The sequence below is a fragment of the Sorangium sp. So ce367 genome (assembly GCF_051520455.1).
GTDB lineage: Bacteria > Myxococcota_A > Polyangia > Polyangiales > Polyangiaceae > Sorangium > Sorangium cellulosum_B.
Window position 1 is genome coordinate 5,971,021 of sequence record NZ_CP150334.1, and the last position, 13,317, is coordinate 5,984,337.

The following is a 13,317-nucleotide window of genomic DNA, read 5'->3' on the forward strand; positions in this document are numbered from 1 at the left end:
TTCTGGATCGATCGTGTGACGAAACCTCGCGCCAGAAGCGTGCGGCATGCCGTCATCGGCCAGATCGGCCCGAGGCGCAGGGCTGGCGTGAGGTGGAACTTTCCACATCGATCGCGGTGGATTCTTCCATTCATGATGCAGCGGAGATTTCCACGTTGGAGGAGGGCGGCGCAGGCGCGCCGCGCGCCCTCCCGCGACGATCGCGCAGGCCCCTCCGCTCCCCTGGGAGAGCGAGGTAAGTCGACATCGACGCGGGAGGACGGCGAGAGCTATCGAGTCGACGCCGCGGGGGGACGCGGCACGTCAGGCCCCCCGCGGCGCGCGATCACGAGGGCACGCCGCACTTGCCGGGCGACGCGACCGAGACGCCTGCCGCGTTCGCGAAGCATGCATTGCTGTACGTCTTGCCGTCGCAGCCGCAAACGGGATTGTACACCTGGGTGCACGCCTGCGGGATGGGCGCGCAGACGCCCGTCTGATCGCCCGCGCCGCACTGCGCCTTGATGTCGTAGTCACAGAAGGAGCCGCGCTCGCACGCGATCCCGGCGAGGCCGCCGCAGACGAGGCCCTGGTGCCCGCCGCCTCCCCTCACCTCACTCGGCTCGGAGACGATCGATTCGGGCGCATCGTCGGCCACCTCCACCTGACAGCCCGCGGCGAGCGGGGCCATGGCGAGCGCGAGCCAGACGACGGATGCCATGCGACTGGCCTTGAACCAAGCCTGAACGTTCATGATGTTTCCTCCAATGTCGCCTCGCCGCTCCCGACAAAGCGATGACCGTGCACGAGCCTTTCCCCTGGAGAGAAAGGGCGCCTTGCGCCGAGCGCGAGCGCGGCGCGTGATCCCTGTCATCCCCCTGTCGATCGGTCGGCGAGCATGAGAGTCAACTCGACGCGACCTACGTGCGATGAGACCTCGAGCCGACGGTCGCAGCGCCGCGGGGGCACAGTCTCCTTGGCAGGAGTCAGGCCACACGTCGGGCGGCGCGGTTTCCACGGCGGGCACGCCCGGCTGCGGCGTTAGGGGCCGCCCGGATCGGGCGAAAGCTGCGCAACGTGAGCGAGGGCTGGCGCAACCTGCCCCCGCAGCGCGGCCTGCGCGGGCGCGCGCTCGCGTCGCCCCTCAGCCCAGGAGCCCCCGCTCGCCCAGCCACAGCGTCGCCCCGGCGCGGCTATAGATGCCGAGCTTGTCGTAGGCGTGGGCGATGTGGTGCTGCACGGTCTTCTGGGAGATGTCGAGGACGACGGCGATCTCGCGGTTGGTCTTGCCGACCCCGACGAGCCGCAGCACCTCCAGCTCGCGCGCCGTGAGCGCCCTTCGTGCTCGGACGGGCCGAGCGCACCCGTCGCCGGCGCGCTCTCCGCTCGGAGGAGCGCTCGGAACGGGATCGGTGGCGAGCAGGTAGTTGTACGTCGTCCCGCGCCCCCCGGCGAGGCGATGGGTCCAGATCGGGTTGGCGCAATAGAGCTCCAGCATCTCCTTCGTGTACCCGATCACGAAATGCTCGAAATACGGGTGCCAGGCCGGGAGGTCGTGAACTCGAAATTCGACGCCGGCGTCCCGCAGCGCCGCTTCGGAGCGGCTGTCGGTCTCGGAAAAGTAACGATGCCAGAGGGTGGGAATGGCCGTGACCAGCGAGGACATCCCCGGATCTCGGACGAAGCGCTTCAGCGGGCCATCGACGAGCGCCCAGCGCGCCGACTCGGCCCCGAGCTCGAAGAGGGCGTCCTTGCGGTCCGGATAGAAGCGCCGCACGAGCTCGTCGTGGAACGTGAGGAACTCGGGCAGCGGAACCAGGCTGCTGGCCGTGATCGGCTGCCTGAACCACGGGTGGCTCAGCGCCATGTCACGAAAGAGGCCGCGCCACGCTTCCGAGCCGAATCTCCGGCTCACCAAGGTTTTCCGCGTCAGGATTGTGGTTCCGCTGACCTTCATGGGAAGCTCGTTGACGCCTCCCGCTGGACGACGAAACCGCTCGGGAGGCAGGCTCCCAAAGTATCACTCGCCACGTCGAACGATCAAGGCGTCGGCCACCAACGCGCGAGTTCGCGTGTCACGCCGCAGCTACGATCACGCGGTATTCGCGCATCGGCAGCAGATTCTTCTGATGGCGCTGCAGGCCGACAGACCGCGCTGTGGGATGCGCAGCGTCATCGCATCCCAGAGCGGGTCGCACCTCGATGTCAGCGGAGTCGCTCGAGCGTGGAGGCGGGTGTGGGCAGGACGGCGACGATCGAGGGACGCCGTGCACGGGAGTGGGGGGACGCGCCGCGTCGAGCACGCAGAGCGCGCGTCAGGAAGAGGCTACGGCATGGTGTGCCGCTTCAGGACCGGCCAGCCGACCGCGGCGTTGCCGTAGTCGTGGCCCCCTCCCTGCTTCGTGCAGAGGGCCACTTCGACGCCGCCCTCGCAGTTCGAGAAGGTCGAGCAGCCCTTGCTGTCTTCGGCCGATGGCGAGCCCGTGCACTTGTTGATCTGGCCCCACTTCTCGAGGGTCGATTTCGCCCCGAGGAACGTGATGGGCATGCCGCTCACCACCGCGGAGTGTCCACCGGCGTAAGGCACGATCGGATCCCCGGTGCTGCGGAACGAGATCACGGTGATGGGGCGCGACGGCTTGCAATCGGCGATGTTCTCCTGCAGGAGATCGAAGGCGGCGGGCGCCACGGCGGCGAACGTATCGGCCGCGTGGCAAGCGAGGTAGTGGGACATTCCACCTCCCATCGAGAAGCCGACCGCGTAGATGCGCTTGGGGTCGATGCAGGCGGTCTCCTGGATCTGGGCCACCATCGCCTTGACGAAGGCCACGTCGTCGGTGTTCTTCACGCAGCAGGGCCCCACGTTCCAGGCGCCGCCCGAGGGGCCGGCGAGCCCTGACGGGAAGGCCATGATCACGCCCTCCGGGTCGGTCTGCGCCGGATACGGCGAGCCCGATCGCTCCGACGGGCCAGAGCCGCCGAGGGGGTGGAGGTCCACCACGAGAGGCACCGGCTTGCTGCCGTCGTACGCGGCAGGGACATGCAGGACATAGCTGCGGTTCGAGCCGCCGACCGTGATCGTCTTGTTCGTGTCGCCGGCCCTCAGCGCGGTCGACGGGCAGGTGATGGGCTCGCCGCCACCCGCGCCGCTCGTGCTGGCGCCGCCACCCGCGCTGCTCGTGCTGGCGCCGCCACCCGCGCTGCTCGTGCTGGCGCCCGCGGCGGGGCCGCCGCCGCCGCCGTCGCCGCCGGCGCCGCTCGTGCTGGCGCCATCGCTGCCGGTGCTGCTGCTGGTCGAGCCCGTCGTGCCCGCCGACACGCTCCCGCTGCCGCTGCCCGAGCTGCTGCTCGTGCTGGCGCCCGCGGCGGGGCCGCCGCCGTCGCCGCCGGCGCTGGTGGTCCCATCGCTGTCACCACCGCAGCCCCAGAGGGAGATGCCGAGCGCTCCCAGCACCAGAATCAGCTTCGGTAAACTCGTTCGTCCGTACGTCATTGGTCAGCACCTCTGTCCGGTGGGTTCAAGACCGCCATCCGGTGCTCGGGCCACGTCCTCGGAAGCGCGAGACAGCGCCGCCCCTCGTCTTCCCGGCTCGCCATCCGTGGTCACATCACCCGATGCACGTGGCTGTCATATCCGAGGTCGCCGGCTCGAGGCATGGGCATACTGGCCTATGCCTCGGCGCCGCAGCCGCTCGCCGCCGCGCGTTCCCGGGAGCATCTCCAGGCGTTCCTGGAAGGCGCAGAGCGCGCTGGTCTTCCCGGAAGGGCGCCGGAGGCCCGGGCACGGTCGATGATACGGCGACGTGTTCCGTGGAGATCGTGCCCACGGAGAGCGGCTTTGCGCGGCGCCCCGCGACGCGCCGACAGCAGGCGGCGCTGGCGTTCGTCGTGGCGTGCCTTGCCGCCGTCCTCCTCTCCCCGGTCCACGTGACCGGGCGTCACCCGGGCGCCCTTGTCGTGTCCATCGAATTCGACGACACGCTGGCGGATCAGCTCTCCGTGCGCTCCATCCTCGCCCAGCACAGGATGCATGCCACGTTCTTCGTGAACAGCGGTGTGCTCGGCCGCCCCGGCTACCTGACGGTCGCGCAGCTCCGCGCGCTCGCGTCCGACGGCCATGAGATCGGCGGTCACACCGTCAATCACGTGCGGCTGCCCGGGCTCAGCGCCGGCGAGCAGCGCCGGCAGATCTGCGATGATCGCCGCGCCCTCCTCGCGCTGGGCTTCGCCGTGAGCGACTTCGCCTACCCCTGGGGCGCTCACGACAGCGTCAGCACCGCGCTGGTGCGCGCCTGCGGTTACGACAGCGGAAGACGCGCGGGCGGGCTCGCGTTCGCCTCATGCATCTCGTGCCCACGGACGGAGTCCATCCCTCCCCCCGACCCGACCGCCACCCGCGCGCCCGGATCGCTCACCCGCAGCCAGGGCGTCCCCACGATCAAGGCTCTCATCCGCAGCGCGCAGCAGGACGGCGGATGGATACAGCTCATCTTCCACCACGTCTGTGACGCCTGCGGCACGTACAGCATCTCCAGACAGGACTTCTCCACCCTCCTCGACTGGCTCGCGGAAGAGCGCGACGCGGGCCGCGTCGCCGTCCTGACCGTGCGGCAGGTGATCCGCGGCGAGGTGCCTCGCTAGGCGGCCTGTGGCGTGGACGAGGCGCCCGATGCTTCTCCTGGATCCAGAGGATTTGAGGTGGCGAGTCGGCGCGAGACAGGGACAGCCCGCTCGTGGACGCGTACGTGGTCGCTCCCTACAAGGCGAGCATCGCCGACGCCAGGCGCCTGGGCCTGATCCGCACGACGTTCGACTTCGAGCCCTGGGTCGACCGCAGCTTCCTCGATCAAGTCCTGAGAGAGGAGAAGCTCGAAAGTTTCTGGAAGCCCCGCGCGCTGCCCTGACGCATCCAGGGGGGCGACCGACCCCGACTACTTCGCGGCCTGGTCGTTCGCGTAGGGGTTGAGCTCGTTCGTGTAGACGCGGCTCAGGGCGATCTCGCCCGGCTTGAGCTCGCCGCTCTTGACCATCCAGTCGATCCAGACCTGGAAATCGCGCTCCGCGATCAGGCCGCCTTTTCCGGCGACGCCGTAGCTGCGCCAGAACTTGATGGCCGAGTCCTCCTCGTTCCGGCCGCGCTTCTTCATCAGCGCGATGCAGCGCGCCACCACCGTCTCGCGCGGGGTGTCCCGGGCCCACTCGATGGCCTTGGCCGTCGCCTCGACGAAGCGCCGCGCGGTCTTCGGGTTTTCCTTGATGAAGCTCGTCTTCATCACGTAGCTGCCCGCGGTGAACTTGCCGTAGAGCTCATAGTCCGAGAACAGCGATCGAATGCCGCCGCGCTCGAGCGCGCGATCGCGGTAGATGTCGCCGAGCGTCGCCACGTCGACCTGCTTCTCGCGGAGCAGCTGCTCGCCGTTCACCGGGGGAACGACGAGCAGCGTGACGCGCCGGGCCTCCTCCGGCGCGAGCTGGCCACGCGACAGAAACTCCTTGATCATGAACTCGCTGTGAGCGCCGAGCGTGTTCATGGAGATCGTCTTGTCCAGGAGATCGCGCGCCGTGCGCAGAGGGCTGTCGTTCAGCACGTAGAAGCCGCTCTGGCGTTGCTCGTCGACACCGTAGTAGCCGGCGACGGCGATGATGGGCGCCTTGGCCGCGATCAGCTTGACGATGGCGCCGTTGAAGGCGCCGCCGAAGTCGGTGTCGCCGGTGACCACGGCCTGCACGCTCTGCGGGCCGCTCACCGTGCTGCCGATGAAATTCAGGCGGATCGGCGCGAGGTAACCGAGATCCTCGGCGAGCTCGATCGGCGACACGGTGCCGTTGTTGCCCTGATAGCGGAGCTCGAGCGTCTCGAACTCGCCCTCCGATCCGGCGGCGGAGGCGCGCGAGGCGTCGTCGCGCGAGCAGCCCCCCGCGGCGCACGACACCAGCACGACGAACAGGAGGACCGCAGGCCACGCGGCGCGGAGCAGGCCAGGAGGAAGGGGACGCGGAGGAGTCATGTCCGTTATATTAGACGAGTATCCGTTATAATACAAGCCCCCTCCTTGCCGACGGACTCGCGCATGCGCCAGAACGCGTGGCCCTCGACGTGCCTGGCACGAGTTTTTCTAGAACGCTGTCTTGCATCAAACCGCGCGCTTTTCCAGGGATCCCCCGACGCGCGGCCCTGGCACTCTTTGGCACAGGAGCGAATCCAATGACAGACCTTCGACCTACGTGGCTTCATTTCGGCCCCGTGTTCTCGCTCGCGATCGCCCTTTCCGGCGCGCTCGCGGGCTGCGGACCGCTCGGCTGGACGACCTGTGAATACGACGGCGTCGAGTACAGCCCCGGCGACGAATTTCGTGACAAGGAAGGGTGCAACAGCTGCTTCTGCTCGGAGGACGGGAACGTCTCCTGCACCGATATGGCGTGCATCGCCGAGTGCACGTGGGGAGGGGTCACGCACGCGCAGGGCGAGTCGTTCCCTGCCGGGGACGGGTGCAACAGCTGCTTCTGCATGGAGGACGGGAACGTCGCCTGCACGCTGATCGAGTGCACCGGCGGCTGCATCTACGAGGGGCTCGCCTATCTGCCCGGTGAGTCGTTCCCGGCGTCCGACGGGTGCAACACCTGCACCTGCGATCCCTCGGGCTCCGGGAGCGTCGGCTGTACCAAGATCGGGTGTCACGGCTGCGAACGAGACGGCATCGGTTACGCGGCGGGGGCGCCGGTCCCACCGGACGACGGCTGCAACAGCTGCACGTGCAACGCGGACGGCGAAATCGTGTGCACGGACGTGGCTTGCCCGGAGGGCTGCACGTATGGAGGCGTGGAGTACAGGCCGGGCGACAGCTTCCCGGCCCTCGACGGCTGCAACACCTGCACGTGCGGCGGGGATGGCAGCGTCGCATGCACGGAGAAGGGCTGTCTGGAGGCCTGCACCTACGGAGGCGTGGGATACGAGCAGGGCGACAGCTTCCCCTCCCTCGACGGCTGCAACACCTGCACCTGCACCGCCGGCGGGGGCGTGGCGTGCACCGAGCGTTATTGCGGATGCGACCCGTCGAGCGAGTGGTGGCGCCAGTACGTGAGCACCAGCCCGGAGGAGTGCGCGCTCATCGACTTCGCCTGCACCGGAGGCTTGACCTACGTCTCCAACGAGTGCGGCTGCGGCTGCGAGCAGGACCCGAGCTGCCCGCCCTCGTTCAACTGCATGCCACCTCAGGCGTGCGATGTGGACGAGATCAAGAAGCGCTGCCCGTACTCCACGATCGCATTCTGAGCGGATGACCTCGAGGCGCATGCGCTCAGGGGCGCCGCGCGGACAGCGGGCAGGATGATGGCCTGTCGAGCGCGGAGCGGGCTACGACCGCTCCACGGCGCTCCGCAGCAGCGCCACGGCGGCCTCTCGCAGGATCGGCCCGTCCACGCGCACGGCGGGCGAGGCCTGCGCCAGCACCTCGTGGCAGCGCACCGGCAGCGCTGGCCCGCCGAGCACCGCGATGATGTCCGGCGTGCTGGCGGCGTAGACGATGCGGCTCACCCCCGCCCAGAACAACGCCCCCGAGCACATGGCGCAAGGCTCCCCGCTGGCGTACACGGTGCCGCCCGCGAGCGCTTCCGGGCCGTGCGCCGCCGTTGCTTCGCGGATCAACACCACCTCTGCATGCGCGGTGCAGTCCCCCTGCCCTGCGTTGGCCGTGCGCCGCTGGTTGAAGCTCACATGGATCACCTGGCCGCCTTGCACGAGCACGGCGCCGAACGGCATGTTGCCGGCGCGCAGGGCGTCGCTCGAGGCGTCCACGGCGAGCTGCATGAAGCCCGCGTCCAGGGGGTCGTCTACTGGATGGGTCATGGTAAACTGACCTCGCCGTTCACCGAGCTCGAGCGCGGGATCACGCCTGGGCCTGTGGATGCCCTCATGGTCGCTGCGTCGGCTCATCCTCTCGCACTGCGCATGCGGTGTCAACGGCAGAGGTCGATCGCCTGCGGCATCCTGGGGGTAGCTCCTCGACCGCGCCAGACACCGGCATCGCTCCGCGAACTCCCATGGCGACGTTCAAGGCGCTGTCACTGCCGGCACCTTCGGGCCGGACGACATTGCGAGCTCGGAAATTAGGGACTAAGGAAGACGGAGCCAACATCAAGATCTTGCTAGAATGCGCAAAAGGACGCGTCATGCTCACGGTGATCCGCAAAGAGGACAGGGCTACGCGCCCCCTGGTTGCGACCTCAATCCGCGGGAAAGACGTCGAAACGCGAGCTCTGCGGCGTGGCACGGGATATGCCAACAAACATGCTACCTGCCAACACTCAACTTCTGACCGAGCTCGGTCGGGCGGTCACGACAAGAGACGATCCATGAGATTGCTCCCAGCGGCGCTACATGCCTGGAGTGCCTTCTTGCTGTTCACCATGACCCCCGCGAGTGGATCGCCTTCGGCCGGCGGCAGCTCTGCCGAGGACGGACGAAGCGATGCCAGCGGGGTTCGCGACGGCGCTCCCCGGACGCGCGAACCGAGCTTCGCCGATTGCCGTGGGGCGAACACCTATACGTTCAACACCGCCTTGTCGGACACGCGCTGCGCGGGCCCGGGGCTCGTGGTCTTCGCGGACTCGGAAGTGGAGGCGCTGGGATGCGCCGCCGCGAGGGCCGTGCTCCAGGGGGTTCAGCTAGCCCCGGCGGGGGCGGCGCGGACGTACGCGATGTGCGTCACCAGTCCCTTCGGGAGGTCGACCCAGCACGTCGCGGCGTACTCCCAGGAGGACGCCAAGACGTGCGCGCGCTCCTATGTGTGCGCGGCACTCGGCAACTGCACCGCCGCGCCGAACGCGTGTCCGTGACGTCGCCTCGCTCGATTGCCGCAGCGCGGAGCGAGCCTCCGGGGGAGAAAACACCAGGTCCGCTGAACGGCGACCGAGCCGACGAGGCGCATCGATGGCCTGCGCTCGATGCTGACCCCCACCCCGGGGATGCCCGGAAGGCCCTCCCCGCTCCCTTCACCTCCATGGCGTGAGCGGGTGCCGGGAGGCGCCCGGCAGCGGCATTCGACCGGACGCTTGTTCCCGCGCGCCTGGCGAGTCCGCTCGGCGGGGCCTGACCCGAGGGCGCGATCGACGTTGCCGAAGACATGCCGGCGCGGCGCGCGGATGCCCTTCGGGATGCGGCTCCTTGCGCACGTAGGCGACGCCACCGGTCGCCCAGACCGGCCCAGCTTGCTTGCAAGCTCTCGACTGTCGGAGCGTTCGTGCTATTACGGCGCCCCCCATGAACGCCTCTGACGCGATCAAGGAGCGGGTGGACCGCTTTATAAAGGACATCCTGAGCCTGGTCGAACGAGTTCAGGAGGAGCACCGCGCCGCGGCGCACCGGACTGTGACGGCGATGCTGGCCGATCTGGGACGGACAGCGGCGAACGCCTCCTCGGAGCGCCGTCCGAAGCCCCGGAAGGGGCCGAAGCCCCCCCGGAAGGGGCCCGCGCACGCCCAAAGGAGCGTGGCGAGGCCTACGAGGAGCGGGAAGCAGGGCGCCCTTTCGGGAGCGTCAAGTTCCTCGACGGCGGCACCGTCCACGAGGACGGCACCGTCCACGAGGACGGCACCGTCCACTGGGACGGCACCGTCCACGAGGACGGCACCGTCCACGAGGAGGACCTCGGCACCGACGTCCGGCGCGGACCGAACCACGGCTGGCACGATGACCGCGACGGGAGACTCCACGAGCGATCGGGAGGCTGTGGTGCTCGAAACCGTTCGATCCCTCGTGCGAGGGACGGCGACGGAGATCGCCGCGCGCAGCGGGCTACCGAACGGGAGCGTGTACGTCACGCTTCGCACGCTCGTCGCTCGCGGCCGCGTGGCGAGAGCCGGGACAGCGAGGGGCGCCGAGTACAGCCTCGTCTCGTCCGGCGGGATCCGGCCCTTCAAGCGCGTGAAAGCTGCGAGACCCACCAGCGCTGCGGAGATGGAACAGACCGCCGACGCCGCGCTCCCGGAGTAGAAGATTCCACTCACGCACGAGATCGTCGCGGCGCGTTGAATCGAGCCCGGAACCTCCTCCTGTCGAGGAAGAGGGGGCCACCCTCGCCTGCATCGACGGGATGAGGGCGAAAGTTCCGTGGGTGCTGTCGCTCCTTCGGCAGGCCTGACGGAACGCCGTCTCGCCGCACCCCGCGTCACCGAGCCTGTCCCGCTCGTGTACGAGCGCGCATCGCCAGTGAAAAATAGCGCGCATCCGACGGCGGGGGGAAGCCGTCACGGGCGCTCTGACCTGCATGCCTAGAATCTCGATCAGGTTGAGAGCCAGAGAGAATCAACATGAAGGCGGGAAGGCAGGAAGAGTAGCCCACGAAATCTTCCTGACCTCCTCGTGCCCTTTGGTCCGGAGGCGCACCGCGTTTTCGGCTCGGCGCCCGTCGCCCGCACGGTTGACCGGGGCAGCGCGGTCCGGTTGCAAGCGGTGAAGGCGTCGGGCGCCTCTGTCACGCCGGCGATGGCACCGAACCTGAAGGGGCGACGTCAGCGCTGGTGTCGACTGGACCAACCTCCCTGAAGATGAGCCGGGCGAGCTCGTCGATGGGCGGCTTTACTCGAAGAAGCCGGGCGGCGGCACGTGGAAGACGTCGTCTTGCACGCTCACACTCGGACCGACCACCGAGCGAACGACCCGAGCCATCGTGTAGCTATCGACCTCTGCCTGCTCGCTGCCGCAGAATTGGTTGCGATAGTAGTGCCGATCCGCATCCCGGCTCCGCCTGAACTGATCTTCGATCAGCGCACGCCCGGTCGCTCCGAAAATACTGCCCGGGAACTTGGGCTCCATCAGCACACCAGTGAACAGCGGAAGGTGCTTGACCTTCGCGCGCACACCCAAGAGAGGCGTCATGAGCCGCTCGCGGACCTGCGCAGCCAACGTGGAGTCGCCTGCGATGTGCTCGAAGCACGCCACCGGGTCGTCGACGTCGTCTGCGTGCTGCAGCGAGCGAGGGCACCCGGGCCGACCGTAGATGAGACGTTCGCGCCCCGACAGCATGAGCTCTCGGATCTCATAGTAGTTGACCGCGCCGAGCTGCTGATTTCTGAACGTATTGTTTGCGATCAGGTCGAGCCCATAATTCGCAGGGATGTTGCGCTGCGAGTCGATGGTCGTCAAATCGTTGGCCTCGTGTGGGAAGTAAGCGAGCCCGCGCATGATCTGCGCCATTGGATCTTCCACGAGGGTCCAGGGTGTGCTCGGATTCGTGGGATTGCCCAGCGGAGTGGGGATGCCTGCCAGCGCGAAGTAGAACCCCGCTGAAGCCGCGCGCGTCGGAAACAAGCTGCCGATGAAAGGATAGGCTCCCGGCGGCGGGCTGGGCTGCCCCTGCAGCTGGACGTGCATCCGTTCGTCCCAAGTGCCGTCAGGTCGAGCAACGGGGACGAGCTCACTGGGCGTGCTGTGCAATGACAGGGGACCGAGCACGACTTCCATCGCGCTCTGGGGATTCAGCCCCGGGCGGTAGCCGCGGTAGCGAGGCAGCGGGCGTCCGGTCAGCGCTGGAATGAATTCATCGAAGATGATGTGTTGGTAAATGGCCAGCGTCCAGCGGCGAGCGCAATCGAACAAGAGGTCGTCTCCTTCGGGACTCGCGGGATCCACGTCGGGATGACGCGCCTGGCAGAGCGCAGCCTGAACATTGTGAAAGCGCAGCCACAACACGTGAACGGCCGTGGTGCCGATCGTGCTCAAGTTTCGATCGTCGAGTAGCGAAGGCGTGAACGCCTCGATGCCATCAATCTCGCTTTCCTCACGCAGCCCCGTTTGCGCGAAGCTGGGCGGCAACATGGGGACGGGCAGCGGGGGGATCGGTCCGACTTGTGGTGAGCTCAGCGCCTGAAATTGAAACTGCCCCCCGTTGTGGCTCCGCAGCGACGCGAGCGCCTCTTGACTGTGGCCGTAGAAGGTGTCGCCATCGACGAACGGGGTCGCAGAGTTGGCGAACTCGAGCGCGACTTCGCGGTGCCGGCGCACGGTTTCTGGTAGTGGCCCAGAGACGATCATGGTGCGGAAGGCAGGCGCTTCGGGCACGCCGGCGGGGGTGTAAACGGGAACGACGTTGAATAGATCGAAGGGTTCGAGGATCGGCACGCCGCTCAGCACCGTCGCGTTCTCGGGGTCAGACTGGTTTGCAAAGCCGTGTCGCAAGCGGCGTGGGGTAACGGATGCTTTCAGCCTCTGCACGTCGTGGGCCACGAACGCCGAAAGGCGCGCGGCGAGGTGGGTGAGGCCGTTGGGGTCCGGCAGGGGCGTGCTCGGGGCGAAAGGAGCATCCAGCCCGTGCAGCGCGTTGGAGAGGATGCGCGCATTGTAAGGCGTACGATGTCCAAACCCGCGGACCTCCACTGCGTCGATGGTGAATTCACATTCGGGGTCAAACCCCTGGGGCCCGCACGTCCCAGGCGGTGCGGCGCTCGACGGAGCATAGGGGAACGCATTCGGTTCGCCGTTCGAAACCGGGCGTTCACGCATGAAGTACAACACCTCGTCGGCACCGCGACGGTAGGCTTGACCGGCGAGGTAAACGAAGGGTGTTCCCACCGAGCCGACCTCCGGGTCGCCAAGATGATTGCACCGGCCGTCGAGCGAACGTGGTGCCGAGGGGTCACAAGGCCGATGCGAGCCGTGACGCCGTTCACCGGAGCGCTGATCCAGGTCAGCCTGCGTGCCTGCGTTCAGCTGCTGCTCGCTCTGCTGGACGTCGTGCTGATCTCCGGAAGCCGACGACTCCTGGCATCCTGATAGACAAAGAGCGACGAGTATCCAAGAGCCCAAGCCTTGTTGCCGCACCTGATGACCAACTCCGATTCGGCGCGCTGCCTTCGTTGTCTGTTCATTGTCTGCAGATGGACGAAGTCGCGCATTCCGTGCGGCCATGCTGTTGCCTCCTTGGCTTCCAAATGGGGAAACTAGGCTGAACGCACCGCAGTTCTTCCTACGATGGCGTGGCTGTCACGCTCTTCCCCTGTAAATTGGAGCACAGCATAGACGAGTTTTGTTCGCTGGTCAACGGTGCGGCTCGTGGAGCTTTCGCGCATAGCTTCTGAGCCACATTACGAGAAAGGTGAAGTCGAGCGACGCGGCGCGCGGGGCGGCGGCGCCCGCCTCTCAATCTTGAGCGCGTGCAGTAGAGCGGTAACCACCGAGCCCGACGGGACACGCTTACCCACGGAAATCGCTCCATTTTCCTGGATAGCACGATCACATCGTGGTGGTGCGACGATGCCAACTCGCGCAGCGGGACAGAATAGTCCAATCTCGGCCGAACCCATTTTCGCTCGCCTGCGGCGGCGTTCGCGGTCCGGATGAAG

Annotated in this window: 11 protein-coding genes; 5 read left to right on the forward strand and 6 right to left on the reverse strand. The window is 67.6% G+C overall.

All coding sequences use genetic code 11. From position 1 onward, the window contains the following. Positions 1 to 325: 325 nt before the first annotated feature. From WME97_RS22720 to WME97_RS22730, 3 genes are all read right to left on the reverse strand, one after another. Positions 326 to 733 (reverse strand): Kazal-type serine protease inhibitor family protein, encoded by a 408-nt coding sequence (locus tag WME97_RS22720; RefSeq protein ID WP_437554838.1) that lies wholly within the window; start codon positions 731 to 733, stop codon positions 326 to 328. Positions 734 to 1,123: 390 nt separating this feature from the next. Beyond that, on the reverse strand, positions 1,124 to 1,894 hold the full coding sequence (locus WME97_RS22725; protein ID WP_437554839.1) for a response regulator transcription factor: 771 nt from the start codon (positions 1,892 to 1,894) through the stop codon (positions 1,124 to 1,126). A gap of 411 nt (positions 1,895 to 2,305) precedes the next feature. Then, positions 2,306 to 3,472 carry an alpha/beta hydrolase family esterase gene (locus WME97_RS22730; protein WP_437554840.1) on the reverse strand — a complete coding sequence of 389 codons (1,167 nt, stop codon included), beginning with the start codon at positions 3,470 to 3,472 and terminating at the stop codon, positions 2,306 to 2,308. Positions 3,473 to 3,798: 326 nt separating this feature from the next. Here WME97_RS22730 and WME97_RS22735 point away from each other — a divergent pair, with 326 nt between their 5' ends. After that, complete coding sequence (locus tag WME97_RS22735) at positions 3,799 to 4,620, forward strand: polysaccharide deacetylase family protein (protein WP_437554841.1); 822 nt, start codon at positions 3,799 to 3,801, stop codon at positions 4,618 to 4,620. A gap of 92 nt (positions 4,621 to 4,712) precedes the next feature. Then, positions 4,713 to 4,883, forward strand: a complete 171-nt coding sequence (locus WME97_RS22740) for a hypothetical protein (RefSeq protein ID WP_437554843.1) — start codon at positions 4,713 to 4,715, stop codon at positions 4,881 to 4,883. A gap of 27 nt (positions 4,884 to 4,910) precedes the next feature. On the opposite strand, the gene WME97_RS22745 is transcribed toward WME97_RS22740, so the two are convergent. Next, complete coding sequence (locus WME97_RS22745) at positions 4,911 to 5,987, reverse strand: ABC transporter substrate-binding protein (protein ID WP_437554844.1); 1,077 nt, start codon at positions 5,985 to 5,987, stop codon at positions 4,911 to 4,913. A gap of 197 nt (positions 5,988 to 6,184) precedes the next feature. Between WME97_RS22745 and WME97_RS22750 the strand changes: the two genes are divergently transcribed. Next, positions 6,185 to 7,252, forward strand: a complete 1,068-nt coding sequence (locus WME97_RS22750; protein ID WP_437554845.1) for a hypothetical protein — start codon at positions 6,185 to 6,187, stop codon at positions 7,250 to 7,252. 81 nt (positions 7,253 to 7,333) lie between these two features. Here the strand turns inward: WME97_RS22750 and WME97_RS22755 are convergent, their stop codons facing one another. Further along, positions 7,334 to 7,825, reverse strand: coding sequence for a nucleoside deaminase (locus tag WME97_RS22755; protein WP_437554846.1), 492 nt, complete (start codon positions 7,823 to 7,825; stop codon positions 7,334 to 7,336). Between the two features lie 560 nt (positions 7,826 to 8,385). Between WME97_RS22755 and WME97_RS22760 the strand changes: the two genes are divergently transcribed. After that, entirely contained in the window at positions 8,386 to 8,814 is a 429-nt protein-coding gene (locus WME97_RS22760) for a hypothetical protein (RefSeq protein ID WP_437554847.1), read from the forward strand. Between the two features lie 853 nt (positions 8,815 to 9,667). Next, positions 9,668 to 9,970, forward strand: a complete 303-nt coding sequence (locus WME97_RS22765) for a helix-turn-helix domain-containing protein (RefSeq protein WP_437555467.1) — start codon at positions 9,668 to 9,670, stop codon at positions 9,968 to 9,970. Positions 9,971 to 10,555: 585 nt separating this feature from the next. Here the strand turns inward: WME97_RS22765 and WME97_RS22770 are convergent. Then, on the reverse strand, positions 10,556 to 12,547 hold the full coding sequence (locus tag WME97_RS22770) for a peroxidase family protein (RefSeq protein ID WP_437554848.1): 1,992 nt from the start codon (positions 12,545 to 12,547) through the stop codon (positions 10,556 to 10,558). Between the last annotated feature and the right edge of the window lie 770 nt (positions 12,548 to 13,317).